Source organism: Cerasibacillus sp. JNUCC 74 (genome assembly GCF_053667775.1).
Genome location: NZ_CM132207.1, coordinates 1,731,924 through 1,751,057, shown reverse-complemented (window position 1 = coordinate 1,751,057; position 19,134 = coordinate 1,731,924). Strand labels below are relative to the sequence as shown.

The 19,134-nt window shown below is 34.1% G+C and carries 19 protein-coding genes; 11 read left to right on the top strand and 8 right to left on the bottom strand.

The features are described 5' to 3' along the window. Positions 1-9 precede the first annotated feature (9 nt). Together dapD and cbpB are read right to left on the bottom strand one after the other, a co-directional pair. Positions 10-729: a 2,3,4,5-tetrahydropyridine-2,6-dicarboxylate N-acetyltransferase gene (dapD, locus tag JNUCC74_RS07645; RefSeq protein ID WP_454067548.1), complete on the bottom strand. Its 720-nt coding sequence runs from the start codon at positions 727-729 to the stop codon at positions 10-12. A 670-nt stretch (positions 730-1,399) separates the two neighbouring features. Next, positions 1,400-1,843 (bottom strand): cyclic-di-AMP-binding protein CbpB, encoded by a 444-nt coding sequence (cbpB, locus tag JNUCC74_RS07640; protein ID WP_077320272.1) that lies wholly within the window; start codon positions 1,841-1,843, stop codon positions 1,400-1,402. Positions 1,844-2,045: 202 nt separating this feature from the next. Here cbpB and JNUCC74_RS07635 point away from each other — a divergent pair, with 202 nt between their 5' ends. The 4 genes from JNUCC74_RS07635 to JNUCC74_RS07620 all read left to right on the top strand — a co-directional run bounded on the left by JNUCC74_RS07635 (position 2,046) and on the right by JNUCC74_RS07620 (position 5,115). Further along, positions 2,046-2,348 carry an ArsR/SmtB family transcription factor gene (locus tag JNUCC74_RS07635; protein ID WP_077320271.1) on the top strand — a complete coding sequence of 101 codons (303 nt, stop codon included), beginning with the start codon at positions 2,046-2,048 and terminating at the stop codon, positions 2,346-2,348. A gap of 11 nt (positions 2,349-2,359) precedes the next feature. Continuing rightward, positions 2,360-3,292 (top strand): cation diffusion facilitator family transporter, encoded by a 933-nt coding sequence (locus JNUCC74_RS07630; RefSeq protein ID WP_454067547.1) that lies wholly within the window; start codon positions 2,360-2,362, stop codon positions 3,290-3,292. Positions 3,293-3,598: 306 nt separating this feature from the next. Continuing rightward, positions 3,599-4,453, top strand: coding sequence for a metallophosphoesterase (locus JNUCC74_RS07625; protein ID WP_454067546.1), 855 nt, complete (start codon positions 3,599-3,601; stop codon positions 4,451-4,453). Positions 4,454-4,641: 188 nt separating this feature from the next. Next, positions 4,642-5,115, top strand: a complete 474-nt coding sequence (locus JNUCC74_RS07620; RefSeq protein WP_454067545.1) for a YkyB family protein — start codon at positions 4,642-4,644, stop codon at positions 5,113-5,115. A 257-nt stretch (positions 5,116-5,372) separates the two neighbouring features. On the opposite strand, the gene JNUCC74_RS07615 is transcribed toward JNUCC74_RS07620, so the two are convergent. Then, positions 5,373-5,699, bottom strand: coding sequence for a hypothetical protein (locus JNUCC74_RS07615; RefSeq protein ID WP_143695852.1), 327 nt, complete (start codon positions 5,697-5,699; stop codon positions 5,373-5,375). Between the two features lie 676 nt (positions 5,700-6,375). Between JNUCC74_RS07615 and JNUCC74_RS07610 the strand changes: the two genes are divergently transcribed. Continuing rightward, entirely contained in the window at positions 6,376-6,603 is a 228-nt protein-coding gene (locus JNUCC74_RS07610) for an EamA family transporter (RefSeq protein ID WP_454067858.1), read from the top strand. A gap of 370 nt (positions 6,604-6,973) precedes the next feature. Here JNUCC74_RS07610 and JNUCC74_RS07605 read toward each other — a convergent pair whose 3' ends face one another. Further along, a complete protein-coding gene (locus JNUCC74_RS07605; protein ID WP_454067544.1) occupies positions 6,974-7,132 on the bottom strand; it encodes an FbpB family small basic protein in 159 nt (52 codons plus the stop codon). 116 nt (positions 7,133-7,248) lie between these two features. On the opposite strand from JNUCC74_RS07605, the gene JNUCC74_RS07600 reads away from it, so the two are divergent. Further along, complete coding sequence (locus JNUCC74_RS07600; RefSeq protein WP_454067543.1) at positions 7,249-8,412, top strand: aminotransferase A; 1,164 nt, start codon at positions 7,249-7,251, stop codon at positions 8,410-8,412. 20 nt (positions 8,413-8,432) lie between these two features. Here the strand turns inward: JNUCC74_RS07600 and JNUCC74_RS07595 are convergent, their stop codons facing one another. Then, positions 8,433-8,603 (bottom strand): aspartyl-phosphate phosphatase Spo0E family protein, encoded by a 171-nt coding sequence (locus JNUCC74_RS07595; protein WP_077320262.1) that lies wholly within the window; start codon positions 8,601-8,603, stop codon positions 8,433-8,435. A gap of 380 nt (positions 8,604-8,983) precedes the next feature. Between JNUCC74_RS07595 and lepB the strand changes: the two genes are divergently transcribed. From lepB to JNUCC74_RS07575, 4 genes are all read left to right on the top strand, one after another. Further along, a complete protein-coding gene (gene lepB, locus JNUCC74_RS07590; RefSeq protein ID WP_077320261.1) occupies positions 8,984-9,508 on the top strand; it encodes a signal peptidase I in 525 nt (174 codons plus the stop codon). 782 nt (positions 9,509-10,290) lie between these two features. Then, positions 10,291-11,451 carry a zinc ribbon domain-containing protein gene (locus JNUCC74_RS07585; protein WP_454067542.1) on the top strand — a complete coding sequence of 387 codons (1,161 nt, stop codon included), beginning with the start codon at positions 10,291-10,293 and terminating at the stop codon, positions 11,449-11,451. Between the two features lie 30 nt (positions 11,452-11,481). Next, positions 11,482-12,615 (top strand): S1C family serine protease, encoded by a 1,134-nt coding sequence (locus JNUCC74_RS07580; protein WP_454067541.1) that lies wholly within the window; start codon positions 11,482-11,484, stop codon positions 12,613-12,615. Positions 12,616-13,226: 611 nt separating this feature from the next. Further along, a complete protein-coding gene (locus tag JNUCC74_RS07575) occupies positions 13,227-13,367 on the top strand; it encodes a YjcZ family sporulation protein (protein WP_454067857.1) in 141 nt (46 codons plus the stop codon). 53 nt (positions 13,368-13,420) lie between these two features. On the opposite strand, the gene JNUCC74_RS07570 is transcribed toward JNUCC74_RS07575, so the two are convergent. The 3 genes from JNUCC74_RS07570 to JNUCC74_RS07560 all read right to left on the bottom strand — a co-directional run bounded on the left by JNUCC74_RS07570 (position 13,421) and on the right by JNUCC74_RS07560 (position 18,017). After that, positions 13,421-15,379, bottom strand: a complete 1,959-nt coding sequence (locus JNUCC74_RS07570; RefSeq protein WP_454067540.1) for an EAL domain-containing protein — start codon at positions 15,377-15,379, stop codon at positions 13,421-13,423. A 23-nt stretch (positions 15,380-15,402) separates the two neighbouring features. After that, on the bottom strand, positions 15,403-16,767 hold the full coding sequence (locus JNUCC74_RS07565; RefSeq protein ID WP_454067539.1) for a TrkH family potassium uptake protein: 1,365 nt from the start codon (positions 16,765-16,767) through the stop codon (positions 15,403-15,405). An 839-nt stretch (positions 16,768-17,606) separates the two neighbouring features. Beyond that, the gene (locus JNUCC74_RS07560) at positions 17,607-18,017 is read right to left on the bottom strand and encodes a YwpF family protein (protein ID WP_454067538.1); all 411 of its coding nucleotides are present in this window, start codon (positions 18,015-18,017) and stop codon (positions 17,607-17,609) included. 344 nt (positions 18,018-18,361) lie between these two features. Between JNUCC74_RS07560 and nfsA the strand changes: the two genes are divergently transcribed. Next, positions 18,362-19,111, top strand: coding sequence for an oxygen-insensitive NADPH nitroreductase (gene nfsA, locus JNUCC74_RS07555; RefSeq protein ID WP_454067537.1), 750 nt, complete (start codon positions 18,362-18,364; stop codon positions 19,109-19,111). Positions 19,112-19,134 lie beyond the last annotated feature (23 nt).

The following is a 19,134-nucleotide window of genomic DNA, read 5'->3' as shown; positions in this document are numbered from 1 at the left end:
ATACCCTACTTAATCATTCAACTTGCGAAGTTCTTGTTTTATTTCAGTTTTCGATTTCGTATTTTCGTCAATCTCCTTTAATACTCTTGCAGGAGTACCTGCTACTAATGTGTTTGGCGCTACATCCTTTGTGACAATTGCTCCGGCAGCAACAATTGCACCTCTACCAATCGTTACCCCTTCTAATACTACAACATTTGCCCCAATAACTACATCGTCTTCAATAATTACCGGTTTTGCAGATGGTGGTTCAATTACACCAGCTAATACAGTACCTGCTCCAATGTGGCAATTTTTCCCAACCGTTGCTCGTCCACCAAGTACAGCATTCATATCTATCATAGTTCCTTCGCCAATAACAGAACCAATGTTAACTACTGCTCCCATCATAATGACGCAGCCATCACCAATCTCTACTTGATCACGAATAATAGCACCCGGTTCAATTCGTGCATTTATTCCTTTTAAATCAAGTAAAGGAATCGCTGAATTACGACGATCATTTTCGATAACGTAATCCGTTATCACATCTTGATGGTCATTTAACAGTCTTTGTACCTCATTCCATTCTCCAAACAAAACACCGCTTTTTGATTCTAAAAAAGCTTGGATGGAATCATCAATCGTTAATTGATCTAATCCTTCTCCCTTTACATACACTTTTACAGGTGTGCTTTTCTTACTATTCGAAATAAAGTTGATAATTTCATTTCCATCCATCATTTTCATTATTCGTTACCTCCCAATTATGTACTATCTTCTAATTTAGCAGATCGCTTTTTTTGTCGCAATAATTAGCTGTTTTTCATTGTCATATTCTCAGTTCTCAGTAAATCCATTTACCGTATTTTAAAACTGTTGACTTTTTTCATGTCCCCTTCTTGTAACTGAAACTAGCACGTTCTATATGTCAAAGTTAGAGAAGGCTTGACTTCAAGTCGACATGCTCACTAATTACGCGTATACGTATAACAACTGCATCGACCTAACTTCTTCACTAAATTTTTCATACATTCTAACCCGGCGATGAAATTCCATTGTGTTATTTTTATCAGACTTTTTGACATCACCTTAAAAACTTCGATTAAGATTCAATTAGAAAAACTTTGCTTGTCGCCAAATCTTTATGGCAAAAGCTATTGTTTTTCTCTATACGATAAAGTGAAACTTCATCAGCAAGGGTTTTCTTCTACTGAATGTTAGTACCACAAGAGTATGACCTAAAGGCCCTTGAACCAATCGGGCATTTAGGTGCCGTTTTCTACCACTTTGACCCTTGTATCAATTCAGGACTTGATGTGGGAAACTTACGGCACCTTACATGCGGGATAAAGCCTAAAGTTTTATACTTTCCTATAGTGAAAAAAGAATTCAACCCCTGTAGCTACAGGGGATTCGTTTAATCATTTTGTGCATACAAATCTTTTTTTACTTGCTTAAGAATCGCTCTTCTCGTCAAAATCCCATCAAAATATTTATTCTTATCAGCAACACAAACAAACGGATGATTTATAAGCGCATTCAATCCTTGTAATAAGGAATCTTCTTTCATTAGACATGGAATATCCTCATTGAGCACATCTTTTACTACAATATTTGAAAGTCGTTCAAATTCGAAACGTTCTAATCCGAGAATCTGGTTAAGAATCGCAGTTTTTCCAATTGTACCAACTAACTTATACGATGAATCAAGAACAGGTACAGCAGAATAACCCGACTTAACCAATACAAGTAAGGCATGCTCAAGCGGATTATTTACTTGTACATGTGCCACCTTTTCAGAAGGAATCATTATTTCTTCCAATGTTATGCCTGTTAAATATTTCTCTTGTAACATACTCAATCATATCACCCCTTTTTCTTCATGTAGGAGGTTTGCTGTTTACTTTCTCTGTAATATAAGCAAACTTTAGACGGAGAACAGACTAACTTTATTTTACCACAGTAAGGAAATAAGAAAAACGAAACCTATTCATTCAATTGAAATTGATTCTATTTTAAGTTATAATATGAACATATGATCATATAGTATAGGAGAGACGATTATGGATTACCAACCAATTGGTGAACATTTAATTGAACATGTATCGCAAACCTTTAAGGCTTTATCAGACCCCACCCGAATCAAAATATTACATCTGCTTTCTCATAAAGAATACTCTGTAACTGAAATTGCTCAAAAATTAAGCATGCATCAATCGACTATTTCACATCAATTGAAGTATTTAAAACAATTGCGGTTAGTAAAGAATCGCCGTGAAAAAACGACTTACTACTATTCACTAGACGATGATCATGTTATGAATTTATTGAAACAGACGATTGAGCATAGTGAACATACAAAATAGGGGGGTAAATTATGTCACATCAACACAATCATAGTCATAGCCATGATCATGGCCATCATCACCATACGACTAGCAATAAAAAAGTACTGTTTTTTAGCTTTTTGTTAATTACCTTTTTTATGATTGTTGAAGCTGTCGGTGGCTTTTTAACAAACAGTCTCGCACTGCTTTCAGATGCCGGACACATGCTCAGCGATGCAGCAGCCCTTGGCTTAAGTCTTCTGGCATTCAAAATCGGTGAACGTCAAGCAACATATTCTAAAACTTACGGTTACCGTCGAGTTGAAATCATTGCTGCCTTCATAAATGGATTGACATTAATTATAATTTCACTTTATATATTTTATGAAGCATTTCAACGGTTTATTGAGCCGCCAAATGTAAGTGCAAGCATGATGATTATCGCCTTCATCGGCTTAGTTGTGAATATCGTTGTCGCATGGATGCTAATGCGCGGCGATTCACAGGAAAACTTAAATATTCGCAGTGCTCTTTTACACGTCCTTGGTGACCTTTTAGGATCAATAGGTGCCATTATTGCAGGTATCCTCATATTGCTATTCGACTGGAATATCGCTGATCCAATTGCGAGTGTTATCGTTGCGCTCCTCATTGTGATTTCTGGAATTAGGGTAACAAAAGATTCGATTCATATTTTAATGGAAGGAAAACCTACCAATATTAACGTTGAAGAAGTAAAAAGCAAATTAATGGAGCTACCAGGAATTGAAGATGTTCACGATTTTCATATTTGGTCAATCACTTCTGAATTTCCGGCTCTAAGCTGTCATTTAGTTGTAGATAATACTGTAGATCGAGATAAAATCCTTATTCAAGCAAATAAACTGTTAAAAAAACACTTCGATATCTCACACAGTACACTACAAATAGAAGGGATAAACTCGCATATCAAAAACAACTGTAATGACTGTTCTCCTTCCTAATTAAGTTAACTTTGAAAGTGATAACTCTCATGTTCGTCACTTTCTTTTTTATTGTCATTTTTAAAAGCTAAATCATTCCACTAACCACTATAACTAGAAGATACCCTTCTCTTTTGAGCAACTCTAACTTGTTTGCAGCTTCTATCTGTTACGTTCAGTTTTCTATACTTTATACTATACGAACAAAGCATTTAACCCTCTCTACCATGCTCAGAAGATGATAGTTACAAAAGTAGGGATTCTATTTTATTCTATATTCATGTTATAATTTGATTCTAATTGATTGTTGAGAAAGGTTTGTCAGCCATGAACAGAAGAACATTTCTAAAAAAAGCGGTTGGTAGCTTGCTTGCTTTATTAGGATTAAGTAGTGGAACCTATTATTATGCTAGAGATGTAGAACCAATTCTACTTCATATTAATAAAAATACAATTGCATCGAAAAAAATCACAAACTCGTTTAATAACTTTAAAATCGTGCAGTTTTCTGATACGCATGTCGGATTTCATTATTCACTGCAACAATTAAAAGAATTAGTTCAAAAAATAAATGGATTAGATCCTGATTTAATTGTATTTACAGGTGACCTTGTCGATGAACCACAAAATTTCCATTGGGATTCAAAGATTATCAATATATTAAAACAGCTTAGCGCTTATCACGGAAAATTTTGGATATACGGAAACCATGATCACGGCGGTTATGGTACAGAGGTTGTTAATGATGCAATGAAAAAAGCTGGTTTTCAATTATTACAAAACAACCATACTACCATTAAAATTGCGAATGAAGAAATAGTAATAGCAGGAATCGATGATGTTATGTTAGGAAAACCAGACTTAGATGCTGCATTAGTTAATGCGAATCCTAATCTCTTTACTATTCTCTTAGCACATGAGCCAGACTTTGCAGATATCGCCAAAAAATACCCTATTGATGTACAATTATCCGGGCACAGCCATGGGGGACAAATTAGATTTCCATTGATTGGACATTTATATAGCCCTGCTTATGCTAAAAAGTATGTACAAGGAAAGTATAGCTTGAATAATGATAAATTCGTGTTATTTGTGAATAGCGGTATTGGTACAACCAGAGCTCCATTTCGTTTTCTTTGTAAACCTGAAATACATGAATATTCATTAAAGTCCCTTTCATAATCTAAAAATAACTTCGGTTCATCTTAAGATAACTGGATCAATTACACCTTATTATTTTCAAGTTGCATTTTAAAGCAAGCTTAAAATCAATTATTTTTGATTACTTTTTAATATTCCTTGCAAGCTAAACTGCTTTACGATAGGATGTATACAAGCATGATTACATTTTTTTAGGAGGAGCAAATACGATGACTGAACAAGATAACTTAGATGAAATTGCAAAAGCACTTTATACAATAAATCGCCATGCTAAAACTGCTCCTGACCCAAAACATTTATACTTTATAAAAAAAGAAGCCATTAATAGACTTCTCAAAGAAAAACATGCCACAAAGGTAGGACTTCATTTTTCCAAACAACCAAAATTTAGTAATCAATACTCTACTTTACTAGTACGTGTTGCCGGTTATTATTTTCATATACCACCAACTAAAGAAGACTTTAAGAAATTACAACATTTAGGAGAATTAGACGAGAGTTACCGTAACCCGCAAGCTAAAATGTCCTTATCCAGAGCAAAAAAAGTGATTTATCAGTACATGAAATGGAAAGGAAAAAAATCAACACCTAAAAACCATTGTAAAAGGAGTACGTCTACTTACTTTACACCATCTTCGCTTGGTAAAATGGAATGGCCGCCTACCAAATCACATCGAAGCTAAAAACACCTGTTAACTTTCAAAGTGATCTTAGAAAAGCAAGTACCGTACTTAAGTAAGTTGAAGTCAGAGAGAAATTGTCGTTTCTTTTATTCATTCTCCTTATATTATGGAAATAGTTGAATTAGTAGCTGCTGGCTGCTCTAGTTGTACTTTTAAGACTCATATTGACTTTTGCACCATTTTTTTATGTGTTCTTAACAACTAAACGGTATAAAATATATCTTTACTAAACTAATAATTATAGGATTACTGGCTTATTATTTATTTAACCAACGTCTTATTGTTGCTCCAATAATCAATAGACAACCAAAAAAAGCTAATGATTGCATAATTAGAGGAAATGAATAAAAGAATCCTTGATTGAGTCCGCCATTTAATAAACTAAGCCCGAAATAAATTGTAAAAATAAAAAAGCTAATGAATAAATAAGATAAGAGCATAAATGAACGTCGTTGTACAATCCAGCGAATAAATGAACGAACCATACTATATATTACACTTATTCCAAAGATCAAAAATAATAAATACCAATACTTTTGGTCCATTTCCCATAGACTAATGCTTCCAATCCACCATGTCATCAATTTCAATAACTCCCATCGTATCCAATCTTATTATTTTAGCTTCATACCATTTTTACCATTTTATCCCTTAAATATACGTAACTCACGCTATTAAACGTAACAGGAACTTTCTTTTACTATATTCTTCATCCTCCCCAATAAAGAAAATAAACCAGCTAGAAGCACTCGGTTAGCGTCGTATAAACAGCAGATCTTCTGATAGTGGTTAAATACTGGAAACTCTTATGAAAGTACGGATATATGTCAGGAAGTTAAATAGAACGGAGCAGTATAAATGAGAAAGAGCGACACTTATTGAAGAAAGCATATCTTAATGCTCGGAGCTTCATTATGGGAAACGATTAGTTGGTATGTAAGACACCTCTATGAATTTGGTTTTACTCAATGCAAATCGTTATTTTTTGGGACGGAAACTTTTATAATCTTTTTAAATTGTGTATTTACTGCCATACAGCTTAGTGATATCCGGGAGTTAGCTACTGCATTATATATACTGCTCTGGCATTGGATTCTTTCTTTTTTACTGTTTAAGTAGCCATTGACAAAAAGTAAACTTATTGCATTGATACTATAATATATATTACAGTTGTCGGAATCTTCCCATTAAATATCGGTATTGTACCTAAAAAAGCCATAGTATTTGGTTTGGAAGCAGGCTTAGGTTACTCATTATAGTATTTTTAGTAAACTTGCATTAAAAACGCATTCAACATTTAGCGTTACAACATTTACTTTTATTACGGCAGCAATTGCTCTGTCTCCATTTTTCCCGTATGCAGAAAAAGGAGCGCTACTGATTAATCCGCTTGTATTATTTTATGCCCTTGGACTTGGATTTTTACCAACTGCTTTCGCTTATATTTATACATATGTCAAACAGAAGCATCCAAGGCATCGATTCTAACAACCATTGAGTCGGTTGTCACCACATTGATTGGTACTTTCGTTTCAAGAGAACTTTACTGTATTGCAATTTAGGTATGTCCTATATTGTAGATGCTGTTTTATTTAATTCAACACTCTCCTTCGAATAAGGTTCATATACAACAATCTGCTTAGAAAATGCTATAGTTTGTTTCAAATTAATTTTAATAACTCAACAGCATCGGAAACTTGCAAATGATTCCTACTAATGCAAACAACAGGAGACCCAATTATTTTACCCTCCTGTTGTTCCTGTCCATCTTTTTTCAGATGATGTTAAGGGCATATGTGCACTACCCTTACTGTTGTCATGTACAATCATCAGTACATGATTGAACTTAACTTTCATTTTAGATGTTGACTTCTTTTTTTGCCTGTTTCTTTTCTACAAGTTCCATTTTTCTTTTTTCTAATTTTCTTTCAATTCTTGAAATACTATTTTCATCTTCAAGCAATTCTTGTTTATTTTGCTTTACTAGTTGCTCAAAACTTAACGTTTTAGGTCGCATATGATACACTCCTTTTATACTTCTATCTTAAGTATACCGTATATTTGTATATGATATATCACAAATTTTTAAATATTTTTTAACAATTTTATCAATTAATAATTGGAGGTCATTTTATGCAACACTTATTGAATAAACATGTATTATCAATTGAAATTTCTGGGATTCGTAAATTTTTTAATTTGGTGGCTGATGAAGAGGACATTGTGTCTTTAACAATTGGACAACCAGACTTTCATACTCCTGAACATATTAAAGAGGCAGCTGTTCAAGCAATCTATGACAATAAAACAACTTATACACATAATGCTGGTCTACTTGACTTACGAAAAGCTATTTCTCGCTTCTATGAAAAAAGCTATCATGTATCTTATCATCCAGAAAACGAAGTGATCGTAACTACAGGTGCTTCACAGGCTATTGATATAACGTTTCGCACTATATTAAATCCTGGTGATGAAGTGTTACTCCCTGCTCCCATCTACCCGGGATATGAACCATTAATACGGCTAGCAGGAGCTAAACCTGTACATATGGATACGACCAAAACAAATTTAAAGTTGACAAAGGAGACACTTCTCCAATATATTACACCCAAAACAAAGTGTCTAGTGCTTCCTTATCCATCTAATCCAACTGGAATGTCATTTACTAAAAAGGAATTAGCTACACTAGTGGATGTATTAAAAGGTAAATCTATCTTTATATTAGCTGATGAAATTTATAGCCAGCTTGTATATGACCAAGCCCACACTTCTATCGCTAGCTTTCCTGATATGAAGGAAAAAACTATTGTTATTAATGGTGTATCAAAATCTCATTCCATGACTGGTTTTCGGATTGGCTATGCTTTAGCCCCTCAATGGCTATCTAGACAAATGCTTAAAGTACATCAATATAATGTATCCTGCGCAACATCAATTAGCCAATATGCTGCATTAGAAGCACTAACAAACGGCCTAGAAGATACAAAGTTAATGCGAGAAGCTTATCAGAAACGTAGAGATTTTGTCCTTAAACGGTTACAAGCAATGGGACTAGCTTGTCTCAAACCTGAAGGAGCCTTTTATATGTTCCCTCGCTTTCCTTTAAAAGAAAAGACTTCATTCCAGCTCGGATTGGATCTTGTTCGAAAAAACAGGGTTGCATTAGTACCTGGAGATAGTTTTTCAAGTTTGGGAGAAGGATATATGCGATTATCCTACGCTTATGATCAAGCCACATTAGCATTGGGTCTTGATCGCTTAGAAGAATATTTAAAAAATCATTTGCTAAACTAAATAAAACAGCATTAAAAATTTTATTTCTTTGTTTCATGCTGCTTTATATTTTCATATAAATTTAAAAGTCTGTCCAATTCTTGACTAATTTTAATGGACTCTAAATTTGTAAATCCTTTTTCTAAAGCGACCATCGTCATTTTATTGCGTAGAAATTCAATACGTTTTAGAAGATTGTCTGTTGTAGTCATTTTATTGAAAGTATACCTCCTTATGCATGGTTGGGCTGAAGCCCCTTACGCAAATTATTACAGGTATATAGGTATAATTAATTATGAATTCGATTAGTGCAATTAGCCCATATCGAAACCATACGTCCGGGATTACTGAACATGATCACTTTTTTCATATGTAATCAACTACATTACAGTGTTGTTTGTAGCTACAATGGAACAGGGGCAGACAAATAAAACAAACAGAATACTGTTACTTTAGATTAATGTAGCACAGCGTGACAGAAACTGACAAGCTTTTTTATCTATACTTGCGTTCCTATAGGTTTTAAGGCTCGATTAGTTTCTTGCTGTGTGCTACTATAATAATGAAATGTTATTTGGAAAGGATGTCTTCGGTGTCAGAATCAAAAAAGAAAAATGAATGGTTGGAATGGGTAAAAGCATTAATTATTGCTATCTTGATTGCTTTCTTTTTAAAGACGTTCATCTTTGCAACTTCCATAGTTGAAGGTGAAAGTATGGACCCCACGCTTCAAGACGGAGAAAGGGTTATCTTTAATAAGATCATTTATATCATTGATGAGCCAGAGCGCGGAGACATTGTTATTATTGAAAAACCGTATAAAAATTATGTGAAACGAGTAATTGGACTACCCGGAGAAACCATTGAGATTAATAGTGGTAATTTATATATAAATGGGGAGCAATATGAACAAACATTTCTCGATGAGGATGCCCAACGACAAACTGGTAATTTTGGCCCGCAGAAAATACCAGAAGGAAGCTATTTTGTAATGGGAGATAATCGTGCAATTAGCAAAGACAGCCGTAATGGACTTGGGTTTATTGAAGAAAATGAAATTATTGGACGTTCTGAATTTGTTATTTTTCCATTCGACCAATGGACACTGACTAGATAAAGTAAACTTTATTCCTCACTTAGATCTTGCATAATTTATCCAATACTATGAAATCCAAACAAGGTCAGACAAAGTCTGACCTTGTTTGGATTTACTCGTCTATTTTTCTCTATCAAAAATACAATAGCCAATATTTAACAAAATAATCCCAAAACAAAGTACCCCAAATGCTATCTCCCACATAAACTGCACCCCCTCTAAAGAAACCAATCTTATTGATACTTTTTATGATAAGTATATCTTTATATATCATACCAATTTCTGATCGCCGAGAAAAGCTAAAGTATGCTAAAATAAAGTGAAACTTTATTTCGTAGGAGTTTCCTTTATTTTCCACTGATAAAAGTAGAACAAAGGCTAACATCGCAGGCGTCCTTGAAAAATCGCAATGCATCGATACGTCGCTTTCCATGTCCTTAAAAAATCGCGATGTAGTGCTGTCGAAGCATAGCCTGTCCTGTTAAAATGCCTTTATGATTTGACATCCGGTCGACCCGAACGATTCGGGCATTTAGGTGCCGTTTTCTCCCACTTAGACCCTTTGCACGAACTCAAGTCTTGAAGTGGGAAACTTATGGCATCTTACATGCGGGATAAATTGAAACTTTCTTTGTTAGAAGTTTAACATGTTTTTCTCTAATTGAAACAATGATTGACTAACTGCACGTAACTATATATTATTTTTCATTATGGATTGCGTTATAGGGTTTGTTCAAACATTCTTTTGAACACACATGCACACATGTACGTATAACTTAAATTTTATCAAGCAGGTGATTACTATGGTCTATTGTCCTTATTGTGGGACACAAACAAAAGAGGATGAGCACTATTGTGTAAAATGTGGTAAATATCTTCCTGAAGATCGATATAATCGAATTAATAATAAATCTCCATGGATAAAACGTTGGAAATCACCATTATTATCAAGTGCTATCGTTTTGCTTTCCTTCCTTTCTACGTATATCATACTGGAAATCAACACCGCAAAAGCCAAGGATCTATATATTGAAGGTGAAGAAAAGGTCTTGAAACAAGATTATCAAACAGCTAAAACTTTATTTCAAGAAGCGTTGGATCATAAAAGTAATTTCTATCAAGCGCAAAACTCATTGGATTTTATGGATACTGCGTTATCTATTCAAGCCGTTATAAAAGAAGCTACAACACTCATGGAAAAGAAACAGTTTCAACAAGCATTAACGATGCTTAACAAACCCGAACAGAAATTAAAAAATTTTAATGGCGAAGCTGTAAATCAAATTATTGAATTAATTACAAAAAAACGCAATACTATTAAACTAAATCAGATTAAGTATGAATTAGAAAAAGAGCCTAATATTGATAAACTGAAGCTGTTATTGTGGGAAGCAGCATCCATCGAAACAGGTGAAGCATCAACAATTACGGAAAATATCCGAAATCAAATTATTAGTTTCGTATTTACTAAGGCAAGTGAACAGTTGAATAATAAACAATTCAACGATGCCCAATTGATTGTGAAAGATGGATTGAAATATGCACCAGAGTCAGAAAAATTATTAAGCTTACAAACTACAATTGATAAAGAAAAGATAGCCTTTGAAACAGCACAGCAAAATAGGATCGAACAAGCTATGTCAACTGCAAGTCAAGAGCAACAAGCAAATAAATCAAATGCGATAACCTTAAAAAACATCGACCTTACTAACGACGATCAGGGAAATATAGTTGTTAAAGGTCAGGTGCAAAATAAGGCCGCGATCCCAATTAACTCGATAGTGGTGAAATATGCTATTTTAACTAAAAAGGGGAAAGAGATATTAACAAATGAGGTCTATATCTATCCAGATGAATTATATCCCAATGAAAAAGGGAAATTTGAATTCACCCATTATGACCTGGATGAAAAGTATATGAATCTAAAAGCTGAAGTCAAGGCAATAACATGGTATACAGAGTAATAAAGCTATTACTAATGAGGTGAACATCACGTGAACAAAAATAAATATGCTGCCATCATTCTATCAGCTGCTATTCTTATGATTGGTTTCATTGTAATTGTTTATTTGTTTCAACAATCAAAACACGAAAATATTGTAATTAGTAATCCTGTTATTAATAAAATTACAAATACAAAGGAACTTGATTTAAAATCGATTATTCATGAAGCCGAAAAGAATGTGATACAAATCGAAGGGCAAACGAAAGACAGTACAACGACAGGCTCCGGGTTTCTGTATAACAAAAAAGGCGACATTATTACCAATGCGCATGTAATTAAAGGTTCGGATGTCATTTATGTTAGAACTGCTGATGCAAAAGTTTACCCAGCAGCAGTTGTAGGTATTGGCGAGGAGACAGATATTGCTGTTATCCGTGTACCTCAACTTGCAGGAGATTTTCTAACAGTAGAAAAAGAAAAAACACCAGAAGTAGGAGATGAGGTAATGGCGCTGGGAAGTCCGCATGGTTTCCAAAACACGGTAACCTTAGGGATTATTTCTGGTAAAGAACGTGATTTTGCTGTTGATGGCTTTAACTATAATAATGCTTTTCAAATCTCTGCACAAATTGCTGAAGGAAATAGTGGTGGACCTTTAATTGACCGAAACAGCGGTAATGTTATAGGTGTAAATTCAGTTGGAACCAAGGATGGGACAATTGGATTTAGTATTCCAATTAAAGATGTAATTAAACAAATTGAAATATGGTCTAATAAAGCACAAACAGATGAATTAGATTTTGCCAGTACTTCAGATATTATTAGCACCACAGACCCGAAAGAGCTAAAACAAGACGCAGAATATTTAATCTCCTACTTTCTCGACAGTATTGAGTTAAGAGATTATGTTAATGCCTATACACTTCTAAGCAGCGAAATGCTTTCAAAAACCTCATATGCTGAATTTCGAGATCGTTACATTGATTTTATTAAAATAAACGATGAAAAGCCAAAGAGCATGGCGACAGACAGTAATCAGGTAAAAACGACATTAAAAGTAACCATCGAAACACGTTCTAAAAAGGAAGAAAAGCCAAGTAAAACCACATATAATTATACGTTTATAACAAAATATGAAAACGACCAATTAAAGATCTTTAGCATTGCGGCAAAGAAATTGTAAATTGACATTTAACTGTATTGTAACAACCTGAGGGGTTTTTCCCCTCTTTTTTTGAATTGTATTAGAACCTATATTCGTTTCTCATGGACATATTTTTTGAAAATCGTTTCTTCTAGCTTATGTGGTCAAGCTCTAGAAACTTCCCTCCTTTTCTACGATAAGTCAATATTGGTTCAAATCTAAAGGAAAGCGACTAAAAGCCTCGGCATCATGCTACCCCTGTTGCAAAGGCATGTTTCCTTTATCCCGGATGTAAGGATCCGTATTTTTCTCAATTCAAAATGAACTAATGATGTTACGACCATGATGAGAAAAACGGTTCCTAAATCCCCGATTCGTTCATCTAACATTTCTTGGGAAAAACATCCCAAGAAATGAAGTTTCACTTTATCCCGTTAGGAGTTATCCTGTTTAAACGTTGCTAAACGACCGCTTCTAGCTAAAAAAGATTGTAATTCTTTAACACAAGGCTAGTGTTAGAAAAATTACATGAACCAATCAGCTTCTGCTAAAAAACAAAATTTCATCAATGAGTGAAATAGAATTGGGTTAAACGTCCAAACAAATTCTATACAAACGCATATTGTATAACTGTAAGATTAGGAGGTGAAATTATGGGCTTCGGATTTGGTGGTGGAGGCTGTTGCCATCCAGGATATGGATATGGCGGATACGGTTATGGAAGTAACTTTGCGCTAATTGTAGTACTTTTTATTCTATTGATCATTGTAGGTGCTGCATTTTTCTATTAATACGATTAACAGCTTGTGCCGATAAATGTGCACGAGCTGTTATGTTTTTTACATTAATGATGTTTTGTCAATAGACGTGAAACCTCATTAGGCGGTAATGGTTTACTAAAATAAAACCCTTGCAATTCATCACATTGTTGTGCCTTTAAAAAAGCAAACTGTTCCTCCGTCTCTACACCTTCTGCTACAACTCGCATGTTTAATAAATGACATAAATGGATAATTGATTTAACAATTAATTGATTCTCCTCATGTCTATTCTCCATAAAAATTTTATCAATCTTTAATTTGGAGATCGGAAAAAGGCTGAGTAATTTTAACGATGAGTAACCTGTACCAAAGTCATCAATGGAGACAAGAATCCCTAAATCTCTTAATTTATGCAATATTTGTAGTGCAGCTTGTTCATTCGTCATCGCCATTGTTTCTGTTATCTCTAATTCCAAATATGCTGGATCAAGTTTAGTACGATTTAAGATATGCTTTATTCTTAAAATTAAATCCTTTTGATGAAATTGTATTGCTGAAAGGTTTACACTAATAACAAAAGGTTCAAATCCCTCATCCTGCCATGCTTTATTTTGTTTACAGGCTTCATAAATGACCCATTCACCAATTTCAATAATCAATCCTGTTTTTTCTGCAATCGTAATAAACTCGTTTGGAGGGATACATCCTTTTTCTGGGTGCTTCCAGCGCAACAGTGCTTCCATCCCGACGATACGATTCGTTTGAAAATCCACTTGCGGTTGGTAATGAAGTTCTAACTGTTCATTTTTAATCGCTTCACGTAGTTCACTTTCTAGCGTGATTGTAGATTGAAATTTTTTTGATATGGCAGGTTCAAAGAATTTATAGTTGTTCCGATGTTTATTTTTGTTATCATACATGGCTGAATTCGCATGTTTTATTAAATCTTCTGCTTCTTCTCCATGTTTAGGATATAGGCTAATTCCTATTGTTACAGATGTGTAAATATCATAGCCATTAATTTTAATCGGATGTTCAAACGTCCGAATTAACCGTTCGGCAAATGATATAATCTCTTTTTTATTATTAATACCAGATTGTAGTATGATAAATTCGTCTCCCGCCATACGTGCAACAAACGTATCAGATTGTAAAAAGTTCTTCAATCGAAGGGCGCTATAACGGATTAGTTCATCACCAACCGAATATCCCAATATATCATTTACTTCTTTAAAGTAATCTAGATCTAATGTATATACAGCCACCTCCTGTTTCATAATGGCAGCTTGTTCAATTGCTTGTTGTAAAACACGTATAAAATAATTGCGATTAGGTAAATCAGTTAGCTCATCATAATAAGCTAAATATTCAATCCGCTTTTTATTTCTTACTTGTTCCGTCATATCTTTTAATAAGCAAACGTTAACCATTATTTCCTTTAATAATGGATATTGCAGCATTTCCACATAAAATTGATCTCCGTATTTGGTAAATGCTGTTAACTCGTGAATAAACCCTTGTATATGATAGTTTTTATGAAATGCATGTAAACTGTCATTAGTAAATAGATCTGTCAGCTTTTTCGTTTGTAATTGCCGCTTTGTATAACGAAACATAGTAGCGCAATTTGAGTCACAATCAATAATTGCACCACTATTCTCATCATATATAATAATTCCTTCGAGATAGTTAGCCATAAAGTTAGTCATATATTGTTTTAATTCCCAAACCTTATCGGAAATTCGTAATACCTTTAAGTAAAAACAATAATACGTATCGTCAACCTTGATTCCTTTTAATTCGATAAACGTACCTTTGTTTTTATACAGTTCAACTAGCTGATGCATTTCCTCAAATGCACCAAACGACATATCTATAAATTCATCGATTCGCTTATTCACAGCACATTCTGTATTTAATAACTTATAAGCAGATGGATTGCCGGTCACAATGATACCGTTTTGATCTGTTAGCAGTATCGCTTCTTTTAGATGATCCAGAATACATGGAGCAATTGGTAGAACATTTTTCTGTCCAGGCATACTATTTCCCCCAACTGATAAATTTAGCCAATAATTAATTTTTCCTTTGGGTAATGATAGTTACCACTTTTTTTATTTGTTTTAAAAATGAATAGGAAAGTAATAATTCCTACACGTCCAATAAACATTAACAGCATGAGAATTAATTTACTAATTACTGTTAAATCACTCGTTATTCCTAATGATAATCCGACTGTACCAAACGCTGAGGTTACCTCGAATAGAATCTCAGTTAGAGTGAATGGTTCAACAATAGCCATGATTAGGATGGAGGTGAATATAAGTATCAATGCCATTAACGTTACAGTTACTGCTTTTAATAAATCTTCATCATATACTTCACGATTAAACAGTCGAATACTCTTTCCTCCTCTTGCATATGTTATGATAAAAATCACGACTAATATAAACGTAGTAGTCCGAATACCTCCCCCTGCACTGCTTGGTGAAGCTCCGATAAACATTAACAAGGACATAAACAAATGATTTGGTTCTGAGAGCAGACTAACATCCATCGTTGATATTCCGCCACTTCTCGTCGTTACGGACTGAAATAGCGAATAAAATAACACTTCATGCCAAGATTTATCGGCAAAAAAATTAGTTATGTCCAGTAAAAACATACCAATTGCCCCAACCACAATCAGTGCCATAAAGGTGGTCGTTGTCACTTTCGTAAATAGGCTAAATCGGATATACTTTCGCTGCTCAGATTTTGCAAATATGTATTCTTTTACTTCAATTAATACCGGGAAACCAATAGCCCCAAAAATAATTAACAACATGTTTATAAATTGTACAAAATAGTCATCTTTAAATGGAATTAATGATGCGCCGGTAATATCGAATCCTCCATTTGATATAGCACTAATTGTACCGAAGAGTCCATGTAAATAAGCTTCGCCTGCAGAATCAAAATATTTCAAATAGTAGGTTCCTAAGACAAGAAAGCCGATCCCTTCTATCGTTAAAAGCACATAAACAATTTGTTTTATTAATCGAACCATTCCTCCAAACGTAGATTGATTTTGGTCTGCCATAATCAATCTACGTTCTTTTAAGCCTATTTTTTTACCTAATAATAGCCAGATAAAAGTGCTAATAGCCATTACTCCAACCGCACCAAGCTGGAGTATACAAGCAAGGAAAATAATTCCAGTTGTACTTAATGTTTCTGAAAGATTTATAGAACTTAATCCTGTCACACTTAGACCGCTAACTGCAGTAAAAATGATATCAATAAAAGCAATATCCACCCCATCTTGATATGCAACAGGCAATGACATAATTACTGTTGATAATAATACTGCTAAAAAATAAAATAATAATAAAACCTGTACAGGTGATAAGCGATTCCCCCAGCGAAACACTGGCTTTTGGTATTGCATTATAATTTACTCCTTATTAACTATCATAGTTAGTATCTGTTAGTAAAAATCTAAGATATATTATAACAGGGGATAATGGAAAATGCCCATATTTTATAATAATAGTTCTTTTACATAATGAGGCTTCTTTCTCTGTTTAAATAATGTCTACAGCTTTCTAGTCAAAATGATCTGAGTTGTTCTTTTATAAGAATACATTGCTTACACCGAACTTGGACGAATAGAGAAAACAAAGCTGCTTTATTCAGTTAGGCTTTATCTTCATCCCTTACTGATAAGAAGAACATAAGCTAGAAGCGCTCAAGTTAGCGGCGTACAAACCGGAGATCTTCTGACGGGATAAAGTGAAACTTCATTCAAGGAGTGTTTTTCTCCTTGAATGCTAGTTGAACGAATCGGGGATTTAGGAACCGTTTTTCTCATCTTGTTCGCAACATCATTAGCTCATTTTTGAATGGAGAAAAATACGGATCCTTACATCCGGGATAAAGTGAAACTTCATTCAAGAAGTGTTTTTCTCCTTGAATGCTAGTTGAACGAATCGGGGATTTAGGAACCGTTTTTCTCATCTTGTTCGCAACATCATTAGCTCATTTTGAATGGAGAAAAATACGGATCCTTACATCCGGGATAAAGTGAAACTTCATTCAAGGAGTGTTTTTTTCCTTGAAAAATCACTTTGTGTCGCTGGCGAAGTTTTTCCTGCCTTGTCAACCAAACGAATCAGACATCTCCCCGATAAGACTTTTTGTACTCTTTTATAACTTACAGGAGGAGTGTTACTTGCCTCACATGGGGGAAAAAATGCCTTTTTAGGAGGATGAGCTTGATAAAGATTGTTACATAATTTCTTTAAATTTATCCAACAATTCTTCTCCTTGATATCCCTTGTCGATTAATGTAGTTAAGAGAGCTTCAATACTTGCCTTTCTTTTATCGACAATATTTCCTAAAAATAAAACATTTATATGCGAGCCAATCTCATTTATATCTATAATCGTGGTAATGAATGTTGCAGTATCGTTACTCTCCTTGGTAATTTTTACTTGAATCAAGATTTCCGACTTCTGCTTCCAGAGTTCTTCAAAAAAAGGCAAGTACGATTTGTCCAGGTATGCTTCTATTGTCCATTGATTATTTTCATCCTCCCGATTAATAATTAAACCATCTAATAGTTCAATTTTATGTGGCATAATTTCTCCATCTTTTTCTTCCATTATGTTTAACAACTTTAGTTTAAAGGTTTTCATTACTCCCATCTCCTTTAATTATAATTATTTATCGAAACAGGGTTTAAGCAAACTTTATTTTAAAGTAGAGTGCTTTGTAAAATTCACCACAGTTTGTCTGTTTCTTCAGCTCGTTATGCTTTAATACGTTCATCGAGCGAACAAATCGCATTATTTTACAGCGTCACCTTACTTCAGCCTAAACCACTTTAATTTTACCGGAATTTTTGAACATTACTATAAGATCAGTGTAACAAAAAAAGCCTCACTTTGATATTACTTCTTCTTTATTAGAGCATTCCAATTGACAGTAAAATTTAGAACCTCTTATGATATAGAGGAGTATATTAAAGAGGAGAATAAACGTGACAAATTCAGCAATTCAAACTATTATGAATCACCGATCTATTCGCAAGTTTAAAGATCAGCCACTTACAGAAGCTCAGATTAAAACAATCGTTGATGCAGCGCAAATGGCTTCTACTTCTAGTTATGTAATGGCCTATACGATTATTGGAGTAACAGATGAAAAGATAAAAGAACAACTCACTGCTATTTCCGGTCAGCCTTATGTTCAAAATAACGGACACTTATTTGTTTTTTGTGGTGATCTGCATCGGGTAGAGCAATTAGGAACTACGGAACAACAAACTGCTATGGAAGAAAGTCTAGCATCCTCGGAACAATTTATTGTAATGACTGTTGATGCGGCACTTGCTGCCCAAAATGCAGCCATAGCAGCTGAAGATTTAGGGCTAGGAATATGCTTTCTTGGAAGCTTACGAAATGATATTCATCGTGTAAGTGAATTGCTTCAACTACCTGAACGAGTTGTGCCTTTATTTGGACTAGCTGTAGGTTATCCAAACCATGAGCCTGAACAGAAGCCGCGTTTGCCGTTTGAAGTAGTTTATCATGAAAATAAATATCAACCATTTGAACAACAACTTCCATTTATTAAGCAATTTGATGCAAAATTACAAAAGTATTACGAAAAACGTAAACAAAATCGTCGTACAGATAATTGGTCAAATCAAATCATTCGTAAATTTTCTAATCCTATCCGTATGGATGTAACTCCATTTTTACACCACAAAAATTTAAATAAAAAATAAAAAAACAAAAAGGGATAAGCGTC

Coding starts and splice junctions, on each gene's coding strand:
- dapD (WP_454067548.1), bottom strand. CDS start 729: ATGAAAATGATGGATGGAAATGAAATTATCAACTTTATTTCGAATAGT.
- JNUCC74_RS07635 (WP_077320271.1), top strand. CDS start 2,046: ATGGATTACCAACCAATTGGTGAACATTTAATTGAACATGTATCGCAA.
- JNUCC74_RS07630 (WP_454067547.1), top strand. CDS start 2,360: ATGTCACATCAACACAATCATAGTCATAGCCATGATCATGGCCATCAT.
- JNUCC74_RS07625 (WP_454067546.1), top strand. CDS start 3,599: ATGAACAGAAGAACATTTCTAAAAAAAGCGGTTGGTAGCTTGCTTGCT.
- JNUCC74_RS07620 (WP_454067545.1), top strand. CDS start 4,642: ATGACTGAACAAGATAACTTAGATGAAATTGCAAAAGCACTTTATACA.
- JNUCC74_RS07605 (WP_454067544.1), bottom strand. CDS start 7,132: ATGCGACCTAAAACGTTAAGTTTTGAGCAACTAGTAAAGCAAAATAAA.
- JNUCC74_RS07600 (WP_454067543.1), top strand. CDS start 7,249: ATGCAACACTTATTGAATAAACATGTATTATCAATTGAAATTTCTGGG.
- JNUCC74_RS07595 (WP_077320262.1), bottom strand. CDS start 8,603: ATGACTACAACAGACAATCTTCTAAAACGTATTGAATTTCTACGCAAT.
- JNUCC74_RS07585 (WP_454067542.1), top strand. CDS start 10,291: ATGGTCTATTGTCCTTATTGTGGGACACAAACAAAAGAGGATGAGCAC.
- JNUCC74_RS07570 (WP_454067540.1), bottom strand. CDS start 15,379: ATGCCTGGACAGAAAAATGTTCTACCAATTGCTCCATGTATTCTGGAT.
- JNUCC74_RS07565 (WP_454067539.1), bottom strand. CDS start 16,767: ATGCAATACCAAAAGCCAGTGTTTCGCTGGGGGAATCGCTTATCACCT.
- JNUCC74_RS07560 (WP_454067538.1), bottom strand. CDS start 18,017: ATGAAAACCTTTAAACTAAAGTTGTTAAACATAATGGAAGAAAAAGAT.